Consider the following 18,998-nt stretch of genomic DNA (forward strand, 5'->3'; position numbering starts at 1 on the left):
TCGATCAGGGAGTCAGCGTGGCGACGGCCTCCACGTGGTGCGTGTTCGGGAACAGGTCGAAGGCGCGCAGCGTGCGCAACGGGTAGCCGCGCTCGGCGAAGTACGCGACGTCGCGCGCCAGGGCGACCGGGTCGCAGGCGACGTAGACGATCTGTGCCGGGCGCATCGACGCGATGGCGTCGACGACCTCGCGGCCGGCGCCGGAGCGCGGCGGGTCGAGCACGACGGTCGCCGCGCGCAGCCGTGCGCGCTCGGCCGCGGTGGCCTCGGCCGCGAGTCCGGTGACGAACCGTTCCACGCGCGCGGTGACGGCGCTCGCGCCGACCCACTCGGCCAGGTTCTCGGCCGCGTCGTCGGTCGCGGCCTCGTCCGCCTCCACCGAGGTGATCCGGAGAGTGGAGCCGAACCGATCGCCGAGCGCCGCGGCGAGGAGGCCGACGCCGCCGTAGAGGTCGAGGTTCGCCGCGCGCGGGTCGAACAGCGCCTCGTCCACCGCCGAGCGGACGGCCTCGGTGAGCGTCGCGGCTGCCTGGCGGTGCACCTGCCAGAACCCGCGGGCGTCGAGCCGGAACTCGCGCTCGCCCACCCGCTCGCGGATCGGCACCGGGCGGCGGCGCGGGCGGACCAGCCGCTTGCCGCGCCGCTCGGGGCGGTCGTTGACCAGCACGTGGGTCGCGCCGCTGCCGGTCGCCACCACGTCGACCGACTCCGCGCCGGGGAAGCGCTGGCCGAACGGGGTGGACTCCTCGACGGCGGCCGTCGCGAGCGGGAGGTCGGTGACCGGGACGATGGTGTGAGTGCGGGCGGCGTACGGCCCGATCGCGCCGTCCTCGCCGACCTGGAGGCGGACGCGCGTGCGCCAGCCGGTGCCGTCCTCGGTCTCGCCGGGCACGGCCTCCACCACCGGGCCCGTGCCTGCGCCGAGCGTCTCGATGGTCTCGGCGTCGAGCTTAGCCGTGCGCTGGAGGGCGTCCACGATCACGCGGCGCTTGAGCTCGCGCTGGTGGTCGAGCCGGATGTGGCCGAACTCGGCGCCGCCGGCCCGTTGCCCGGGGGCCCGGCTCGCCGATGCGGCACCCCAGACGTGCTCCTGCCGCTCAGGCGCCGGCTCCAGCACCTCCAGCAGCTCCGCACGCCAGAACCGGTCGTGCGCGGTGTCGGCCACGCGCGCGCGGACCCGCTCCCCGGGGATGGTGTCCGGCACGAACACCACGCGGCCCTCGTGGCGGGCGACGAACACGCCGCCGTGCGCGACGTTGATAATGTCGAGTTCGACCTCGTCCTTCTGGGGCATCCATCGAGCATCCCACAGGTGACCATGCGCCTCTACCTCGCCTCCACCTCCCCGGCCCGCCTCGCCCTGCTGCGCGCGGCCGGCGTCGAACCGATCGTGGTGCCGTCGCACGTGGACGAGCCGGCGGCTGTCACGGCGGCCGAGGCCGAGCACGGACCGCTGTCGCCTCAGGCGATGGTCCAGCTCCTCGCGCGGCTCAAGGCGGAGGCCGTGCGCGGGACGCTGGGCGGGGAGCCGATCGACGGCCTGATCCTCGGCGGCGACTCGGCGTTCGCGATCGACGGGCACATCCACGGCAAGCCGCACCTGCCCGAGGTCGCCCGCGAGCGCTGGCTGCAGCAGCGCGGGCGCACCGGGATGCTGCACTCCGGGCACTGGCTGATCGACCACCGCGACGGGCGCGAGAACGGGGCGGTCGGCGCGACGGCGGTGGCCGCGGTCACGTTCGCCGACGTCAGCGACGCGGAGATCGACGCGTACGTGGCGAGCGGTGAGCCGCTGGAGGTCGCGGGCGCGTTCACCGTCGACAGCCTCGGCGGCCCGTTCATCACGCGGGTGGAAGGCGACCCCAGCACCGTCGTCGGGCTGTCGCTGTCCACACTCCGCGACCTGGTTCGCCGGCTCGGCGTCGAGTGGACGGAGCTGTGGAACCGGGCCTGAACCCGGGATCCGCTGTCACGGGTCGCGCGCACTGTCACTTGTCGACTCTCTGAAGCACTGCCCAGGCTTTTTTGTGGGGATCGTCCAAAAGCTCGATGGCCTCCCGGAATAGGCTAGGGAATTGTGCCCCGTATCTCGAAGGTCCTCATCGCCAACCGCGGCGAGATCGCCGTCCGCGTCATCCGTGCCGCGAAAGACAGCGGAATCGCCTCCGTCGCCGTCTACGCCGACCAGGATCGCGACGCCCTCCACGTACGGCTCGCCGACGAGGCGTACGCCCTCGAGGGCACGACCAGCGCCGAGACCTACCTGGTCATCGACAAGATCCTCTCGGTCGCCCGCCGCTCCAGCGCCGACGCCGTGCACCCCGGCTACGGCTTCCTCGCCGAGAACGCCGACTTCGCGCGCGCCGTCATCGCGGCCGGCCTGACCTGGATCGGCCCGTCGCCGGAGGCCATCGAACGCCTCGGCGACAAGGTGTCGGCCCGCCACGTCGCCGAGAAGGTCGGCGCGCCGCTCGCCCCCGGCACCCTCAACCCGGTCGCCGACGCGGCCGAGGTCCTGGAATTCGTCGACGAGCACGGCCTCCCGGTCGCCATCAAGGCGGCGTTCGGCGGCGGCGGCCGCGGCCTCAAGGTCGCCCGCACCCGCGACGAGGTCGCCGAGCTGTTCGACTCCGCCACCCGCGAGGCCATCGCCGCGTTCGGCCGCGGCGAGTGCTTCGTGGAGAAGTACCTCGACCAGCCGCGCCACGTCGAGACCCAGTGCCTCGCGGACGCCTACGGCAACGTGGTCGTGGTCTCCACCCGCGACTGCTCGCTGCAGCGCCGCCACCAGAAGCTGGTCGAGGAGGCGCCGGCGCCATTCCTCACCCCTGAGCAGCTCGACAAGCTCTACTCGGCGTCGAAGGCCATCCTCAAGGAGGTCGGCTACCAGGGCGCCGGCACCTGCGAGTTCCTGATCGGCAAGGACGGCACGGTGTCGTTCCTGGAGGTCAACACCCGTCTCCAGGTCGAGCACCCGGTCTCCGAGGAGGTCACCGGCATCGACCTCGTGCGCGAGCAGTTCCGCCTCGCCGAGGGCGGCGAGCTCGACTACGCCGACCCGGCGCCGCGCGGCCACTCGTTCGAGTTCCGCATCAACGGCGAGGACGCCGGCCGCAACTTCATCCCCTCCCCCGGCCCCGTGCACGTGTTCCGGGCCCCCGGCGGCCCCGGCGTCCGCGTGGACAGCGGCATCCAGGCCGGCGACGTCATCTCCGGCGCGTTCGACTCCATGCTCGCGAAGCTCATCGTGACCGGCGCCAGCCGCGACGAGGCGCTGGAGCGCGCCCGCCGCGCCCTCGACGAGTTCGAGGTCGCCGGCCTGCCGACCGTGCTGCCCTTCCACCGCGCGATCGTGCGCGACGCCGCCTTCGCGCCGCAGGACGGCGAGCCGTTCTCGATCTACACCCGCTGGATCGAGACCGAGTGGGCAGGCGGCGTCGAGCCGTGGGCCGGCGAGCTGGGCGACACCGGCGCCGCCGAGCGCCGCAGCAACGTCGTGGTCGAGGTCGAGGGCAAGCGCATCGAGGTGTCGCTGCCCGCGCGCCTCCTCAACGGCGGCGGCCCGGCCGAGCCTGCCGCTCCCGCCCCGCGCCGCCGCTCCGGCGCCCACGCCGTGAACACGGCGACCGGCGACTCGGTGACCGCGCCCATGCAGGCGACCGTCGTGAAGGTCGCGGTCGCCGACGGCGACGAGGTCGTCAAGGGCGACCTGGTGCTGGTGCTCGAGGCCATGAAGATGGAGCAGCCCCTCACCGCACACAAGGACGGCACCATCGCCGGCGTCAACGCCACCGTCGGCGAGACCGTCTCCTCCGGCCACCTCCTCCTCAACATCGTCTAACCCACCCCGTACCTCCGGAGACTCGCCCCATTTCGGCCCGGTTCTCCGGAGTTACGGTCATTTAAGGGCCACCGAGCCACGTTTCTCCGGAACAGCCAACACACCCTCCACGACGCTGAGGACCGACTCCCACTCCTCCAGCACCTGCCGCGCTGAAACCCGGAGCCGGCGGCCGCCCGCCAGCGCCAACCCGGCATCGCGTGCGCGATCCCGCTCGAACGCCTCGCGGCCCGAATGGTAGGCGAAGCCGTCGAGTTCGAGGTACAGGATTCCGTCGATTCGCATATCGACTCTGCCGACGCCCGTCACGTGGACCTGCTGCTCCACGACATGCCCGCGCGATTCCAGACGCTGCCGGAACAGGGACTCGATCCCGGAGTCGGAGCCCGGCCGCGCCCGCGCCGCGATGGCTCGCACCCAGGTGGGCTGGTTGGAGAAGATCCGCTCGATACCAGGGAGCGCTACGAGCCCTGCGCTGAGTGCGGTGTCGAGCACTGCCACCGCCGTCTCCTCGGTAGCGCACCTGGCCACTGACCGGAGGCAGTCGGGAACCGAGACGCGCCAGCATTCGGGATGCGGATCACCGTCCACCCAGTGGCGGACGCAGTCACCGTTCGGCAGACGAGTGGCGTGCGACGGCACGCGCAGATGCGTCCGACCGTCGACGCCGCCCCACAAGCCGTAGCTCCGGGCCGCGGACACGCACGACAGCCGGCCGCCGTTGGCGACCGCGGCGACGGCGAGCGGTGGCGCCGAGGGCAGGGCATAGACGCCCCGCCGCGGCCGCATCAGACGACCGTCGCGGACTGCGGCGGTGAGTTCGCGGGCCGTGACACCGCCCGCGATCAACTGGTTCGAGGTCGCGATCCCGCCGAGCCCGGCGAGGAGGTTTATCCACGTCATCGAGCCAGCCTCGATGGTGGAGCGCGCAACGGAGCACGCCGACGTGAGATCTGTGGAGAAGCCGGCGACGGGCAGCGGTTGGGAGGGAGGTCGGCAAATCCGGAGGAATGCGGGGACACGCCGTGCGGGAGTCCGTAGTTCCGGAGAATCGGGCCGGGTGGGCCGTGGTCTCCGGAGCTACGGGAGGCGTGCGGGGTTAGCCGGTGGCCTCGGTGGGGTCGCCCTTGAGGTCGATGCTGATCTCGTCGGCGTCGAGGTTGCTGAGGGCGCCGGCCAGCACGTCGGCGCTGAAGGTGCCGTCGTCGCGGGCGTCGAGCAGCGCGTCGCGCTGGGCGCGGATGCGCTTCAGCCGCGCGGCCTTGTGCTCGTTGAACGCCTCCGGGGTCCGCTCGGTCGTCGACGGCGTCGGCACCGCCTCCCCCGCCTCGTGCAGCAGCTCCAGCAGCCGCCGCCGCTCCTCCTTCTCGGCCTGCGGGTCGGAGGCCGTCGGCTTCACCACGCGCAGCGCCAGCCCGAGCGTCCCTCCCTGCAGCAGCAGCGACCCGGCGGCGACCAGGAACGCGATCAGCACGAGCACGGATCGGCCCGGCGTGTTCGACGGGAGGCTCTGCGCCGCGGCGACGGTGACCGCCCCGCGCATGCCGGCCCAGACCACGATGGTCCCCTCGCGCCACCCCAGTGGCGTCCCGGTGAAGTAGTCGATGTCCGCCAGCACCCGCCGCAGCCGCGTGCCGAACCGGGCGATGTTCTCGACGGTCCAGGCCCGCTGCCGCCGCCGCTGCCGACGGATCAGCCGGCCGCGCCAGCCCGACGGCGTCGCCCCGAGCCGGTCGCGCGTCACGGCCGCGGCCTCCGGGACCCCAGCGACCTTGGCCACCTCGGCATGCGCGACGGCCGGGTCGGCCGCGAGCACGTCCGCGTGGGCATCCGGGTCTTCGGCCGGGTCCACTCCCTCCGGCAGCGCGACCGCAGCGTCCGGCGGCGGCGGCCCCTGCTCCAGCAGCCGCCGCGCGGCCTCCGGGTCTTCCAGCCGCTCCTGCAGCTTGGTCAGCGCCGGCCGCATCCGCTCGCGCCGGCGCCCGCGGCGGGCCAGGAGAGCCAGCAGCGGGGCCACGAACGCGGCCCGCACCACCAGCGTGAGCAGCAGCGCCGCCGCCGCGATGCCGACCGCAGGCAGCACCCCGGAGTGGTCCTTCTGCACCTTCTGGACGATGCCGAACAGCTCCAGGCCCATCGTCAGGAAGATCATGCCCTCCAGGACGAGCTCGACCGTCCGCCAGTTCTGGGTGTCCGACAGCCGGTGCTCCGGCGACAGCACCCGCGGCCCGCGGCTGCCGGTGATCAGCCCGGCGACGACCGCCGCGACCAGCCCGGAGGCCCCCAGCGCCTCCGCCGGGATGGAGGCCAGGAACGGCACCGTGAACGACAGCACCGTGTTCACCGTCGCGTCTTTGACCCGCGCCCGCACGACCAGGTTCAGCCGTCCGACGATCCAGCCGAACACCACCGCGACGACGACGGAGTACAGGAACGACAGCGTCACCGCGCCGAGCGTGAAGGAGGCCACCGCCGCGGCCGCGACCGCCGCCCGCAGCAGCACCAGCGCGGTCGCGTCGTTGAGCAGGCTCTCGCCCTCCAGGATCGCGACCACACGCGGAGAGACCCCGGCGCGCTTCACGATGCCGGTCGCGACCGCGTCTGTCGGGCTCACGATCGCGCCGAGCGCCACGCCCCACGCCAGTCCCAGGCCCGGGATGACCCAGGCGAAGAAGATCCCGAGCAGCACCGAGCTCACGATCACGAGCACCACCGAGAGCCCGCCGATCGCGCCGAACTCCCGCCGGAAGTTCATCGACGGCATCGACACCGACGCCGAGTAGAGCAGCGGCGGAAGCACCCCGGCGATGATCCACTGGGGCTGGACCTCCAGCACCGGGACGAACGGCAGGAAGGAGACCAGGATGCCGACCACGACGAGGATGAGCGGCGACGCCACCCCGAAGCGCTGCCCGTAGACGGTGGCGGCCGCGATGGTCAGCACGGCGAGGACGCCGACGACCAGGACCTCCTCCATCCGGTGGCCTCCCGCCTAGAGCACGATGTGCATCGCCCGCGCGGCGTCCGAGATGGATCCGGAGAGCGACGGGTACACCGTGAACGCCCTCGCCACCTGGTCCACCGTGAGCCGGTGCTCCACCGCCAGCGCGAGCGGGAAGATCAGCTCGGAGGCCCGCGGTGCGACGATCACGCCGCCGATCACAGTACCCGACCCTGTCCGCGCGAACAGTTTCACGAAGCCGTCGCGGATGCCGAGCATCTTGGCGCGCGGGTTGGACTTCAGCGGCAGCTTGTAGATGTCGCCCTGCGCGATGCCTTCCTCGATCTGCTTCTGGTTCCAGCCGACCGTCGCGATCTCGGGCTGCGTGAAGATGTTGGAGGTGACGTTGCGCAGCTCGATCGGGTTGACCGCGTCGCCCATCGCGTGGAAGACCGCGGTGCGGCCCTGCATGGAGGCGACGGAGGCCAGCGGCAGCAGGTCGGAGCAGTCGCCGGCGGCGTAGATGTTCGGGATCGAGGTGCGCGCGACCCGGTTGACCCGGATGTGGCCCGACGGCGTGAGCTGCACGCCCGCCTCTTCCAGCCCGATGCCCGCGGTGTTCGGGATGGAGCCGACGGCCATCAGACAGTGGCTGCCCTCCACCGTGCGGCCGTCGGTGAGCGTCGCGACGACGCCCTTCTCGGTGCGGACCACGGACTCGGCGCGCGATTTCGACAGCACCTGCATGCCGTTGCGCTTGAAGACGTTCTCGATGACGCGGGCGGCGTCGGCGTCCTCGCCCGGGAGGACCTGGTCGCGCGACGAGATCAGTGTCACCTTCGAGCCGAGGGCGGTGTACGCGGACGCGAACTCCGCGCCGGTCACGCCCGACCCGACCACGATCAGGTGCTCGGGCACGGTGGCGAGGTCGTAGAGCTGGGTCCAGGTGAGGATCCGCTCCCCGTCCGGGACCGCGGAGGAGAGGATGCGCGGGCTCGCGCCGACCGCGATCACGATGGTGTCGGCCTCCACCCGGTCGAAGTCGGTGCCGGAGTCGCCGGTTCCGGTCGACACGATGATCGCGTTCTCGCCGTCGAGCCGGCCCTCGCCGGTGACGATGCGGACGCCGGCGCGCACGAGCTCTGCGCGCATGTCCTCCGACTGCTGGCGGGCGAGGCCGACCAGGCGCTTGTTGACCGCGGCGAGGTTGACCGCGATCTCGGGCCGCACCGGCTTGCCGCTCTCGCCGCGCGAGAAGAACTGGACGCCGAGGTCGGTCGCCTCGGCGATGGAGTTGGTGGCCTCCGCGGTGGCGATGAGGCTCTTCGAGGGGACGACGTCGGTGATGACGGCCGAGCCGCCGACGCCGGAGCGCTCCACGAGCGTGACGTCCGCGCCGAGCTGCGCGCCGGCGAGGGCCGCCTCGTAACCGCCCGGTCCGCCGCCGAGGACGGCGATGCGCTGCTTCCGCTCGAATTCATAGGCCATGCACTTATTCTTCCGTATCCCGGTGCACCGATGCGCAACCCGGCGCACGCTGTACCGCCGGGGGCCGCTCAGTAGAGTTGCCTCATGCTCGAAACCACTCAGAACCCGCTCGACGACCCCGCAGCCGACCCGTTCGAGGTCGCGCAGGAGGCGGCTCGGCAGCTCGCCGAGAAGACCGGCGTCGAGAAGCACGACATCGCCCTCACGCTCGGCAGCGGCTGGGGCAAGGCCGCCGACCTGATCGGCGAGACCGTCGCCGTCATCCCGGCCCACGAGATCCTCGGCTTCAGCAAGCCGGCACTGGAGGGCCACGCCGGCACCCTGCGCTCGCTCCGCCTCGCGAACGGCAAGCACGCGCTCGTCATCGGCGCGCGCACCCACTACTACGAAGGCCACGGCGTGCGCCGGGTCGTGCACAGCGTCCGCACCGCCGCGGCCGCCGGCGCGACCACGATGGTCCTCACCAACGGCGCGGGCGGCATCAAGGAGCATTGGAAACCGGGCACGCCGGTGCTGATCAGCGACCACATCAACCTGACTGCGGACTCCCCGTTGGAGGGCGCGACCTTCATCGACCTCACCGACCTGTACTCGAAACGCCTGCGCGAGCTGGCGAAGACCATCGACCCGAGCCTCGACGAGGGCGTGTACACGCAGTTCCGCGGCCCGCACTACGAGACGCCGGCCGAGGTGCAGATGGCCAAGGCGATCGGCGGCCACATCGTCGGAATGTCGACCGCGCTGGAAGCCATCGCCGCGCGTCAGGCCGGCATGGAGATCCTCGGCATGTCGCTGGTCACCAATCTGGCCGCCGGCATCCAGAAGACCCCGCTCAGCCACCAGGAGGTCATCGAGGCCGGCCGCGAGGCCGAGCCGGTGATCGGCGCCCTGCTCGCCCGGATCGTGGAGGCCCTGTGACCCCAACCAACGGAAGCGCCCTCGACACGCCCCAGCTCCTCGCCGAGGCGCGCGCCTGGCTCGCTCAGGACCCCGACCCTGAGACCCGCGAGGAGCTGCGGTCGCTGATCGTGGCCGCCGAGGCCGGGTCCGCGGTGGCGATCGCCGACCTCCACGCGCGGTTCGACACGCGGCTCGAGTTCGGGACCGCCGGCCTCCGCGGTGAGCTCGCCGCCGGGCCCAACCGGATGAACCGCGTCCTGGTCTCCCAGGCCGCCGCCGGCTTCGCCCGCTGGCTGCTGGAGCACGCGGCGGGCGGACAGCCGTCGGTGGTCATCGGCTACGACGGACGGAAGAACTCCGACGTCTTCGCCCGCGACACCGCTGAGCTGATGGCAGGCGCCGGCGTGCGCGCGGTCCTGCTCCCCCGGCTGCTGCCGACCCCGGTGCTCGCGTTCGCCGTGCGCCACCTGGACGTGAGCGCCGGCGTCATGGTCACGGCAAGTCACAATCCGGCGGACGACAACGGCTACAAGGTCTACCTGGGCGGGGTGAACCACGGCTCGCAGATCGTCTCGCCGACCGACGCCCAGATCGAGGCGCGCATCCTGCAGGTCGCGAAAGGCGACATCCGCGACTTGCCGCGCTCGGAGCAGTTCGAGGTCGCGTCGGGCGATGTGGAGTCCGCGTACATCGAGGCCACAGCTGCCGTCGCGACCACGACCACGCCGCGGGACGCCGTCTCGTTCGCCTACACCGCGATGCACGGCGTCGGCTGGCGCACGGCGGAGGCCGTCTTCGAGCGTGCCGGATTCTCCACGGCGGCGGTGGTGCTGGAGCAGCGCGACCCCGATGCCGCCTTCCCGACCGTGGCGTTCCCCAACCCGGAGGAGCCGGGCGCGATGGATCTGGCGTTCGCGACCGGACGCGCCGCAGGCGTGGACCTGATCATCGCGAACGACCCGGACGCGGACCGGCTCGCCGTCGCCATCCCGGACGACTCGGCCGACGGCTACCGCCGGCTGAGCGGCAACGAGGTCGGCGCGCTGCTCGGCTGGCGCGCCGCGGAGCTCGCCGAGCGGTCCTCGACCGCCGGGGCCCCCTTCGGTGCGCTCGCCTGCTCGATCGTGTCGTCACCGGCCCTCGCGGCCGTCGCCGCCGCGTACCACCTCGACTTCGCGGACACCCTCACCGGGTTCAAATGGGTCTCCCGCGCGCCCGGCCTGATCTACGGCTTCGAGGAGGCGCTCGGTTACCTGGTCAACCCGCAGACCATCCGCGACAAGGACGGTATCTCGGCCGCGACAGCCTTCCTCGACCTCGCGAACGAGCTGGCCGCCTCCGGCCGCACGATCGCGGACCACCTGGACGCGTTCGCGGAGCGCTTCGGCTACTTCGCGAGCGACCAGATCTCGCTGCGGGTCACCGACCTGTCCCGCATCGGCGAGATCATGGCCGCGCTGCGCGCGACCCCGCCGAGCAGGCTGGGCGACGTGGCTGTCGACCACATCGACGACCTCCGCGACGGCTTCGGCGCCCTGCCACCCAGCGACGTGCTGCGCATCGTCCTCGCGGACGGCTCACGCGTCATGGTCCGCCCGAGCGGCACCGAGCCCAAGCTGAAGATCTACATCGACGCCTCCAGCGACGAGGGGACCGTCGCGGAGCGCCGCGCCACCGCGACCGCCCGCGTCGCCGCCCTCGCCGCCGCCATGCGCGAACTCACCGCGTAATCGCCCCGACATTCGTCACGAATGTCGCCTTTCGCCCCGCGAGAGTCGACATTCGTGACGAATCTCCGCGTCGTCGCGCGCGCACATTCGTCACGAATGCGCAGGCTAGCCCAGCGCCTCGTCGAGCTTCTGCTCGAGCTCGTCGAGGTCGAAGTAGTTCTGCACCACGATGACGTCCGCGTTGGTCCGCCCGATCCGGTCGACCAGTTCGGGCGACGTCAGGATGATCTGCGCGTCGCTCGACGCGGAGTCCAGGCTCGCGACGTCCGCGGCGGTCACGTCCGCGTCCAGTCCGAGGCGGTCGAGCACGCGCTCGGCGTTCACCTTGAGGATGCCCGAGGTGCCGATCCCGGCGCCGCAGATGGCGACGATCTTCACAGCGCCATCCCTCTCACCGGGCCGCTTCCTCTTCGCTGAGCGTGAGGATGCGCTGCACCTCCGCGACGTCGCCCGCGGCGGCCAGCGCCGGGATCGAGTCGGGGTCGTTGAAGACGTTGGCCAGCTCGGCGACGCTCGACACGTGCCCTTCCGGCGACGTTACCGCGAGGCCGATCACCACCGACACCGGGTCGTTGTGCGGATGCCCGAACACGACGGGATCGGTGAGCGTCACCACCGACAGCCCATCGCGGTTCACGTCCGGCCCCGGACGCGCGTGCGCCAGGGCGAGGCCCGGCGCGATCACGATGTAGGCGCCGAACTCCTCGATCACCTGGATCATCCGGGCGCCGTACGACTCCTCCGTCGCGCCGGAGCGGGCCAGCGCCTCCCCCGCGAGTTCGACCGCGTCGCGCCAGTCGGAGGCGTGGGCTCCGACGGTCACAGCGGTGTCGGGCAACGGTGGCAGCGGCATGGGTCCAGCGTACGCGTTAGCGGGTCAGGAACCCTCGAAACCTGCTGTGATGATCTCCGCCAGTTCCTCACGCTGCTCGACGGGGAGGAAGGCCCCTGCGGCGGCGTTCAGCTGGAAGATCTCCAGGTCGGTGAGGTCGTACGAGAACGCGTCGGCGAGGATACTGAGCTCGCGCGTCAGCGTCGTCCCGCTCATCAGCCGGTTGTCGGTGTTGACCGTGACCCGGAAGCCGAGCTGGTACAGCAGGTCGAACGGGTGGTCGAGGATCTCGTCGCCCCACGCCGCGATCGCGCCGGTCTGCAGGTTGGAGGTCGGGCTCGTCTCCAGCGCGATCTCCCGGTCCTTCACCCACTGCGACAGGGTGCCGAGGGTCACGTAGGTGTTCTCGTCGTCCTGCCGCTCGATCGTGATGTCCTCCGCCAGGCGCACGCCGTGGCCGAGGCGCAGCGCGCGCCCGTCGAGGAGGGCGCTGCGGATGCTGTCCAGTCCGTCCGCCTCGCCCGCGTGCACGGTGGCCGGGAAGAACTCCGACGCGAGGTAGTCGAACGCCGCCTTGTGGTTCGAGGGCGGGAAGCCCGCCTCCGGGCCGGCGATGTCGAAGCCGACGGCGCCACGGTCGCGGTGCCGGACGGCCAGCTCGGCGATCTCCAGGCTGCGGTCGGTGTGGCGCATAGCGCTCACGAGCTGGCCCACGCGGATGCGGCCGCCGGCGGCGCGCACGTCCTCGATGCCCTGCTCCAGGCCTTCCTGCACGGCCTCCACGGTCTCGTCGAGGGTGAGGCCGCGGGTGAGGTGCTGCTCGGGGGCCCAGCGGATCTCGCCGTACACGACGCCGTCCGCGCCGAGGTCCTGCACGAACTCGCGGGCGACGCGGCTGAGGCCCTCCCGGGTCTGCATGACGGCGGTCGTCAGGTCGAAGGTCTTGAGGTACTCGACCAGCGAGCCCGAGTTGGACTTCTCGGCGAACCAGGCGCCGAGCGCCTCCGGGTCGTCGGCCGGGAGCTGGAGGCCGATGCCGTCCGCGAGCTCCAGCACCGTCGCGGGGCGCAGGCCGCCGTCGAGGTGGTCGTGCAGGGAGACCTTGGGCAGCGCCCGGATGTCGGTCCCGTCGGCGAGCGTGTAGGTGCTGTTGTCGTTCAGGCTCATGACTCTCAATCTATCGGTGCGCGCATGGTCGATGGCAGCCGCCGAGTACGCGAATAGTCTGCGTACTCGGCGGTTTTCGGTGGATTTTCCGCGTACTCGCGGGGTGCTAGGCGATTCGTTCGGCGACGAGGGGGGTGCGGGTGAAGGGGGTGCCGGCTGGCGCGATCCGGTACGCGCCCTCCAAGGCCTCCAGCGCGCGCTCGAAGCGGGCGGGCTCGTCGGCGGACAGCGTGAACAGCGGTTGGCCCGCGCGCACCTCGTCGCCCGGCTTGGCGTGCAGGTCGACGCCGGCCGCGTGCTGCACCGGGTCCTGCTTGCGGGCACGGCCCGCGCCGAGCCGCCACGCGGCGATGCCGAAGGGCAGCGCCTGCTGCTCCACGAGGATGCCGTCCGACTCCGCGACCACGGTGTGCGTCTCGCGGGCGACGGGAAGCGACGCGTCGGGGTCGCCGCCCTGGGCGCGCACGGTCTCCCGCCACTTGTCCATGGCACGCCCGTCCTTGAGCGCGGCCTCCACGTCGGCGTCCGGCTGGCCGGCGAGCGCCAGCATCTCCCGGGCGAGCGCCACGGTCAGCTCGACGATGTCGGCCGGGCCGCCGCCGGCGAGCACCTCGACCGACTCGCGCACCTCGTTGGCGTTGCCGATCGCGAGGCCGAGCGGGACGTTCATGTCGGTGAGGAGCGCTGAGGTCGCCACTCCCGCGTCCTTGCCCAGCTCCACCATGGTGCGGGCGAGTTCGCGCGACTTGTCGATGTCCTTGAGGAACGCGCCGGAGCCGAACTTCACGTCGAGCACCAGGGCGCTCGTGCCTTCCGCGATCTTCTTGGACATGATCGACGACGCGATCAGCGGGATGGCCTCGACCGTCCCCGTGATGTCGCGCAGCGCGTACAGCTTGCCGTCCGCCGGCGCGAGCCCGGAGCCCGCGGCGCAGATCACGCCGCCGGGGCCGCGGAGCTGGGCCAGCATCTCCTCGTTGCTGAGGTTCGCGCGCCAGCCGGGGATGCTCTCCAGCTTGTCGAGCGTGCCGCCGGTGTGGCCGAGGCCGCGGCCGGAGAGCTGCGGAACGGCGACGCCGAACGACGCGACCAGGGGCATCAGCGGCAGGGTGATCTTGTCGCCGACGCCGCCGGTGGAGTGCTTGTCGGCGGTCGGCTTGCCGAGGCCGGAGAAGTCCATCCGCTCGCCCGACGCGATCATGGCCAGGGTGAGGTCACGGATCTCCCGGCGGGTCATCCCGTTCAGGAAGATCGCCATCGTCATGGCCGCCATCTGCTCGTCGCCGACGTAGCCGCGCGTGTACGCGTCCACCAGCCAGTCGATCTCCGGGGTGGTCAGCTCGCCACGGTCGCGCTTGGTCCTGATCAGGTCGACGGCGTCGAACGCCTCGACCGCTGCTGCGGTGCTCACGATGGGTCAGCCCTTTTCGTCTTTTCGTCGTGCGGTGTCAGTCGACGTCGTCGCCGTCGGCTTCGTCGTCGTGCTCTTCGGCGTACGCCTCCAGCTGGCGCGGCCCGAACGCGTCGGGCAGCACCTCGTCGATGGTGCGGATGCCGGAGACCGTCTCCAGCAGCATCCCCTCGGCCGAGTGCTCGTACAGGAGCTGCCGGCAGCGGCCGCACGGCATCAGGGTGTCGCCGTCGCCGTTGACGCAGGTGAAGGCGACGAGCCGCCCTCCCCCGGTCATCGCCAGCGACGACACCAGCCCGCACTCGGCGCACAGGGTGACGCCGTAGCTGGCGTTCTCGACGTTGCAGCCGCTGACGACGCGGCCGTCGTCGACCAGCGCCGCGGCGCCGACCGGGAACCGCGAGTACGGCACGTACGCGTGCGTCATCGCCTCGTTCGCCGCGGCGCGCAACGCAGGCCAGTCGATCGCGTCCGTCATGACTTGATGTACGGCTTGCCCGACGCCGCCGGCCCGCGGGACTGCCCGACCAGCCCGGCCACCGCGAAGATGGTCACCAGGTAGGGCAGCATGCGCAGGAACTCGCTCGGGATCGGCGCGTGCAGCAGGCCGAGCAGGCTCTGGAGGGCGCCGGCGAAGCCGAACAGCAGCGCGGCGAGCGTGGCCCGGATCGGGTCCCAGCGTCCGAAGATCACCGCCGCGAGGGCGATGTAGCCGAGGCCGCTGGTCATATCCTTCACGAAGCCGCCGACGCCGCCGATCGTGAAGTACGCGCCGCCGAAGCCGGCGATGGCGCCCGCGATCAGCACCGTCCAGAACCGGGTCGGGTTGACCTTCACGCCGACCGTGTCCGCCGCCTTCGGGTGCTCGCCCACCGCGCGGACCCGGAGGCCCCAGCGGGTGTGGAACAGGAAGAAGTAGACGCCGGCGACGGCCACGTACATCACGTAGACGATCAGGGTCTGGTTGAACAGCACCGGACCGATCACCGGGATCTGGCTGAGCAGCGGGATCGGCAGTTTCGGCAGGGTCGGCGGGAGGTTGAACGCCGCCGTGTTGTTCGCCATCACGGCCGTGTAGAAGAAGCCGGTGACGCCCGACACGAGCACGTTCAGCACGATGCCGACGATGACCTGGTCGACCAGGTATTTGATCGAGAACGCGGCCAGGATGAACGACACGATCACCCCGGCGACGGCGGCGCCGATCAGTCCCACGACGACCGAGTGGGTGATCGTCGCAAGCATCGCCGACGTGAAGGCGCCGCCGAGCAGCTGACCCTCGATCGCCACGTTGACGACGCCGACGCGCTCGGAGAGCACGCCCCCCATCGCACCGTAGATGATCGGGACGCTGAGGCCGAGAGCGGCCGCGAGCAGGCCCGCGACGGGCACGGTGCCGTCACCGACCGACCACGTGATGAAACCGACCAGGAGGGCGACCGCGAAGATCGCGCCCAGCCAGAGCGGGACGCTCCGCCCGCGAGCGACGAGGACGAAAGCGAACGCGGTGATGATCAGGGCGATGATCGTCACGACGATGCCCGTCGCGATCGAGGGGATCTGGACGTTCGGGATCGTGAAGAAGTCGCTCTTCGTGCTGAACGTGTAGGTCGTCGTGCCCGGGCGGGGGAACACCAGGAACAGCAGGATGCTGATCGCGCTGAACACCGCGAAGACGATCGGCAGGCGCCAGTGGCGGACGACCACGCGCGCGGTCTCGCCGTCGGCCAGTGCGGGGGCCGGGTGCTGGGTGATGACGGTCATCGTGCGACCGCTCCCTTCGTGCGGGTCGCCGAGCGGCGGCGGCGCGGTGCGCTGCCCGGGGCGGGCAGCCGGAAGATGGCGCGCACCAGCGGCGGTGCGGCGATGAACAGCACCGTGACCGACTGGATGATCGCGATGACCTCGACAGGGACGTTGTCCGCGGCCTGCATGGCGAATCCGCCGGCCTGGAACGCGCCGATCAGGATGCCGGCGACGAGCACGCCGAACGGCCGGGACCGGCCGAGCAGCGCAACCGTGATGGCCGAGAATCCGATGCCGGCGTCGATGTCGCTGCCGAAGCCGGTCGTGATCTGACCGAGCACCTGGGTGGCGCCGGCGAGTCCGACGAGGGCGCCGGAGATGACCATCGCCCAGACGTAGATCGAGCGGACGGACATGCCGGCGACGCGCGCCGCGTTCGGGTTCTCACCGACCGCGCGGAAGCGGAAGCCGAGGCTCGACCGCTCGAGCAGCCACCAGACCGCGACGGTCGCCAGCACCACGAGGATGATGCCGATGTCCAGCGAGTAGTTGCTACCGAACAGTTTCGGGAACACCGCTGTCGGCAGGGTCGGTGGGGTGCGCGGGTCGTTCGCGCCGGGAGCGCGCAGGAACGATGTCGTCAGCAGATAGCTGAGGAGGTTGAGCGCGATGTAGTTGAGCATGATCGTGACGATCACCTCGTGCGCGCCCGTGTACGCCTTCAGGACGCCGGCGATCGCCGCCCAGATCGCACCGCCGACGAGGCCGGCGATCACCGCGATCAGCAGGTGGATGCCCGGGGGCATCGGCAGCTTGAACCCGACCAGTCCCGCGAACAGCGCGGCGATGAGCATCTGCCCCTGGCCACCGATGTTGAACAGGCCGACCCGGAAGCTGAGGGCGACGCCGAGGCCGGCCGCGATCAGCGGCGTGGCGAAGGTGAGCGTCGTCGACAGCGACTGGATGCCGGTGGCGAAGTCGGGCGCATGCGTGTTGTAGATCGCACCCTGGAACAGCGCGGAGTAGGCGCCGCCCACCGCATTGGCGATCGCGACGAAGGTGTCGCTGGGCCGCGCGAAGAAGTAGCCGAGCGCCTGCTGCACCTGCTGGTTCGTCAGGGCGATGAAGACGCCGCCGACGACGAGCGCGACGATGACCGCGCAGATGGAGAGCACAACGCTCCCCGAGGCGATCTCGCGCAGGATGCGGTGGGTCTTGGAGATCTCCGGCGCGGGCGGCTCGGTGGCGCGCTGCTCCTCGGGGATCTGGTCGAGTGCCGGGACATCGACGGGGGGCTCCCCGACAGCGGCCTCGACATCGGCAGTGGGCATCTGGTCGCTCATGCGGAGGCTCCTTGGGCGTCGACGAGGTATTCGGCCGGCGGGGCCTCGCCCGTCATCATCAGGCCGAGGATCTCGCGGGGCGTCGACGCCGGGACGATCCCGACGATGCCGCCGCGGTACATGACGGCGATCCTGTCGCCGAGCGCGACGATCTCGTCGAGCTCGGTGGAGACGACGATGACCGGCACGCCCGAGTCGCGCGCGGCGATGATCTGCTCGTGGACGAACTCGATCGAGCCGACGTCCAGGCCGCGGGTCGGCTGGGCCGCCACGAACAGCCGCAGGTCGCGGCTGAGCTCGCGCGCGAGCACGACCTTCTGCTGGTTGCCGCCGGAGAGCCGGCCGACGTGGGTGGTGATCCCCTGGGCACGGACGTCGAACTCCTTCGACTTCTCCTCCGCGAACGTGTCGCGGAACTTGAGCTGCAGGTTCGAGCCCTTGACGAACGGACCGCGGTTGGAGCGGTCGAGCATCAGGTTCTCGGCGATCGAGAACTCCGCGACGAGTCCGTCGACGTTGCGGTCCTCCGGGACGAACCCGACGCCGGCGTCGAGCACCTTGCGCACCGACAGGCCGAGGATCTCTTTGCCGTCGAGCTCGACGGAGCCGGAGACACGCTTCTGCAGGCCGAGGAGGGCCTCCGTCAGCTCGGTCTGGCCGTTGCCCTGCACGCCGGCGATGGCGAGCACCTCGCCGCCGCGGACCTCGAAGTCGAGGTTGTCGACGAGGACCACGCCCGTGGGGTCGGAGACCGTGAGGTTGCGCACCCGGAGGCTGTTCTCGGTGAGCTTCGGCGTCTCCTTGTGGACGCTCAGCTCGACGCTGCGGCCGACCATGAGGGAGGCGAGCTCGGCGTTGGAGGCCGTGGGCTCGGCCTCGCCGACCACCTTGCCGAGACGCATGACGGTGATGCGGGTCGCGACCTCGCGGACCTCGCGGAGCTTGTGGGTGATGAAGACGATGCCGGTGCCGCTCTCGGCGAGCTGGCGCATGATCGTCATCAGCTCGTCGGTCTCCTGCGGCGTGAGCACGGCCGTCGGCTCGTCGAAGACGAGGACCTTGGCGTCGCGGGAGAGCGCCTTGATGATCTCCACGCGCTGCTGGACGCCGACCGGGAGGTCCTCGACCAGGGCATCCGGGTCGAGGTCGAACCCGAAGCGGGCGGAGATCTCGCGCACCTTCGCGCGGGCCGCGGCCAGGTCGAGCCGGCCGCCGAACTTCGTCTGCTCGTGGCCGAGCATGACGTTCTCGGCGACGGTGAAGACGGGGATGAGCATGAAGTGCTGGTGGACCATCCCGATGCCCGCCTTCATGGCGTCACCGGGTCCGGCGAAGTCCTGGACGACGTCGTCCAGGAGGATCTCGCCCTCGTCGGCCTGGTAGAGGCCGTAGAGGACGTTCATCAGGGTCGACTTGCCTGCGCCGTTCTCACCGAGCAGACAGTGGATCTCACCGGGTTCGACCGTCAGGTCGATGTGATCGTTGGCGACCAGCGCGCCGAAGCGTTTGGTGATACCGCGGAGTTCGAGTTTCATGGGGGGCCTTGGGGTGTCGGGCTGTGCGCCGGCCGGGGGCGGACGAGGTGGGGAGGCCGGCACG

General features: G+C 71.3%; 16 protein-coding genes. 4 read left to right on the top strand and 12 right to left on the bottom strand.

Annotated elements, in window-relative coordinates:
- Positions 1–4 precede the first annotated feature (4 nt).
- Entirely contained in the window at positions 5–1,294 is a 1,290-nt protein-coding gene (locus tag AC1ROW_RS06835; protein WP_493018081.1) for a class I SAM-dependent RNA methyltransferase, read from the bottom strand.
- 24 nt (positions 1,295–1,318) lie between these two features.
- On the opposite strand from AC1ROW_RS06835, the gene AC1ROW_RS06840 reads away from it, so the two are divergent.
- Together AC1ROW_RS06840 and AC1ROW_RS06845 are read left to right on the top strand one after the other, a co-directional pair.
- A complete protein-coding gene (locus tag AC1ROW_RS06840; RefSeq protein ID WP_493018373.1) occupies positions 1,319–1,954 on the top strand; it encodes a Maf family protein in 636 nt (211 codons plus the stop codon).
- A gap of 123 nt (positions 1,955–2,077) precedes the next feature.
- Positions 2,078–3,841, top strand: a complete 1,764-nt coding sequence (locus AC1ROW_RS06845; RefSeq protein ID WP_493018082.1) for an acetyl/propionyl/methylcrotonyl-CoA carboxylase subunit alpha — start codon at positions 2,078–2,080, stop codon at positions 3,839–3,841.
- A 57-nt stretch (positions 3,842–3,898) separates the two neighbouring features.
- On the opposite strand, the gene AC1ROW_RS06850 is transcribed toward AC1ROW_RS06845, so the two are convergent.
- The 3 genes from AC1ROW_RS06850 to AC1ROW_RS06860 form a co-directional block, all read right to left on the bottom strand.
- Complete coding sequence (locus tag AC1ROW_RS06850; RefSeq protein ID WP_493018083.1) at positions 3,899–4,744, bottom strand: type IV toxin-antitoxin system AbiEi family antitoxin domain-containing protein; 846 nt, start codon at positions 4,742–4,744, stop codon at positions 3,899–3,901.
- Positions 4,745–4,940: 196 nt separating this feature from the next.
- Positions 4,941–6,818 (bottom strand): cation:proton antiporter domain-containing protein, encoded by a 1,878-nt coding sequence (locus AC1ROW_RS06855; RefSeq protein ID WP_493018084.1) that lies wholly within the window; start codon positions 6,816–6,818, stop codon positions 4,941–4,943.
- Between the two features lie 15 nt (positions 6,819–6,833).
- Positions 6,834–8,270, bottom strand: coding sequence for an NAD(P)H-quinone dehydrogenase (locus AC1ROW_RS06860; protein ID WP_493018085.1), 1,437 nt, complete (start codon positions 8,268–8,270; stop codon positions 6,834–6,836).
- An 84-nt stretch (positions 8,271–8,354) separates the two neighbouring features.
- Here AC1ROW_RS06860 and AC1ROW_RS06865 point away from each other — a divergent pair, with 84 nt between their 5' ends.
- Both AC1ROW_RS06865 and AC1ROW_RS06870 read left to right on the top strand, forming a co-directional pair.
- A complete protein-coding gene (locus AC1ROW_RS06865) occupies positions 8,355–9,188 on the top strand; it encodes a purine-nucleoside phosphorylase (RefSeq protein ID WP_493018086.1) in 834 nt (277 codons plus the stop codon).
- A complete protein-coding gene (locus tag AC1ROW_RS06870) occupies positions 9,185–10,900 on the top strand; it encodes a phospho-sugar mutase (protein ID WP_493018087.1) in 1,716 nt (571 codons plus the stop codon). Before AC1ROW_RS06865 ends, AC1ROW_RS06870 begins: the two co-directional genes overlap by 4 nt.
- Before the next feature lie 105 nt (positions 10,901–11,005).
- Here the strand turns inward: AC1ROW_RS06870 and AC1ROW_RS06875 are convergent, their stop codons facing one another.
- From AC1ROW_RS06875 to AC1ROW_RS06910, 8 genes are all read right to left on the bottom strand, one after another.
- Complete coding sequence (locus AC1ROW_RS06875; RefSeq protein WP_493018088.1) at positions 11,006–11,278, bottom strand: PTS sugar transporter subunit IIB; 273 nt, start codon at positions 11,276–11,278, stop codon at positions 11,006–11,008.
- 13 nt (positions 11,279–11,291) lie between these two features.
- Positions 11,292–11,753, bottom strand: a complete 462-nt coding sequence (locus AC1ROW_RS06880; protein ID WP_493018089.1) for a PTS sugar transporter subunit IIA — start codon at positions 11,751–11,753, stop codon at positions 11,292–11,294.
- Between the two features lie 24 nt (positions 11,754–11,777).
- The gene (locus AC1ROW_RS06885; RefSeq protein ID WP_493018090.1) at positions 11,778–12,899 is read right to left on the bottom strand and encodes an adenosine deaminase; all 1,122 of its coding nucleotides are present in this window, start codon (positions 12,897–12,899) and stop codon (positions 11,778–11,780) included.
- A gap of 106 nt (positions 12,900–13,005) precedes the next feature.
- Positions 13,006–14,310 (bottom strand): thymidine phosphorylase, encoded by a 1,305-nt coding sequence (locus AC1ROW_RS06890; protein WP_493018091.1) that lies wholly within the window; start codon positions 14,308–14,310, stop codon positions 13,006–13,008.
- A gap of 37 nt (positions 14,311–14,347) precedes the next feature.
- Positions 14,348–14,788: a cytidine deaminase gene (locus tag AC1ROW_RS06895; RefSeq protein WP_493018092.1), complete on the bottom strand. Its 441-nt coding sequence runs from the start codon at positions 14,786–14,788 to the stop codon at positions 14,348–14,350.
- Positions 14,785–16,074 (bottom strand): ABC transporter permease, encoded by a 1,290-nt coding sequence (locus AC1ROW_RS06900; protein WP_493018093.1) that lies wholly within the window; start codon positions 16,072–16,074, stop codon positions 14,785–14,787. Before AC1ROW_RS06900 ends, AC1ROW_RS06895 begins: the two co-directional genes overlap by 4 nt.
- Positions 16,071–17,399: an ABC transporter permease gene (locus AC1ROW_RS06905; RefSeq protein WP_493018094.1), complete on the bottom strand. Its 1,329-nt coding sequence runs from the start codon at positions 17,397–17,399 to the stop codon at positions 16,071–16,073. The genes AC1ROW_RS06900 and AC1ROW_RS06905 overlap by 4 nt, the downstream gene beginning before the upstream one ends.
- Positions 17,396–18,934, bottom strand: a complete 1,539-nt coding sequence (locus tag AC1ROW_RS06910; RefSeq protein WP_493018095.1) for an ABC transporter ATP-binding protein — start codon at positions 18,932–18,934, stop codon at positions 17,396–17,398. The genes AC1ROW_RS06905 and AC1ROW_RS06910 overlap by 4 nt, the downstream gene beginning before the upstream one ends.
- Positions 18,935–18,998: the final 64 nt, after the last annotated feature.

The organism is Leifsonia sp. GW821-FHT13C09 (assembly GCF_058806435.1).

What these genes read in the sequence shown, in the direction of transcription:
- AC1ROW_RS06835 (WP_493018081.1), bottom strand. Translation starts at nt 1,294, where the DNA reads ATGCCCCAGAAGGACGAGGTCGAACTCGACATTATCAACGTCGCGCAC.
- AC1ROW_RS06840 (WP_493018373.1), top strand. Translation starts at nt 1,319, where the DNA reads ATGCGCCTCTACCTCGCCTCCACCTCCCCGGCCCGCCTCGCCCTGCTG.
- AC1ROW_RS06850 (WP_493018083.1), bottom strand. Translation starts at nt 4,744, where the DNA reads ATGACGTGGATAAACCTCCTCGCCGGGCTCGGCGGGATCGCGACCTCG.
- AC1ROW_RS06855 (WP_493018084.1), bottom strand. Translation starts at nt 6,818, where the DNA reads ATGGAGGAGGTCCTGGTCGTCGGCGTCCTCGCCGTGCTGACCATCGCG.
- AC1ROW_RS06860 (WP_493018085.1), bottom strand. Translation starts at nt 8,270, where the DNA reads ATGGCCTATGAATTCGAGCGGAAGCAGCGCATCGCCGTCCTCGGCGGC.
- AC1ROW_RS06865 (WP_493018086.1), top strand. Translation starts at nt 8,355, where the DNA reads ATGCTCGAAACCACTCAGAACCCGCTCGACGACCCCGCAGCCGACCCG.
- AC1ROW_RS06880 (WP_493018089.1), bottom strand. Translation starts at nt 11,753, where the DNA reads ATGCCGCTGCCACCGTTGCCCGACACCGCTGTGACCGTCGGAGCCCAC.
- AC1ROW_RS06885 (WP_493018090.1), bottom strand. Translation starts at nt 12,899, where the DNA reads ATGAGCCTGAACGACAACAGCACCTACACGCTCGCCGACGGGACCGAC.
- AC1ROW_RS06895 (WP_493018092.1), bottom strand. Translation starts at nt 14,788, where the DNA reads ATGACGGACGCGATCGACTGGCCTGCGTTGCGCGCCGCGGCGAACGAG.
- AC1ROW_RS06900 (WP_493018093.1), bottom strand. Translation starts at nt 16,074, where the DNA reads ATGACCGTCATCACCCAGCACCCGGCCCCCGCACTGGCCGACGGCGAG.
- AC1ROW_RS06905 (WP_493018094.1), bottom strand. Translation starts at nt 17,399, where the DNA reads ATGAGCGACCAGATGCCCACTGCCGATGTCGAGGCCGCTGTCGGGGAG.
- AC1ROW_RS06910 (WP_493018095.1), bottom strand. Translation starts at nt 18,934, where the DNA reads ATGAAACTCGAACTCCGCGGTATCACCAAACGCTTCGGCGCGCTGGTC.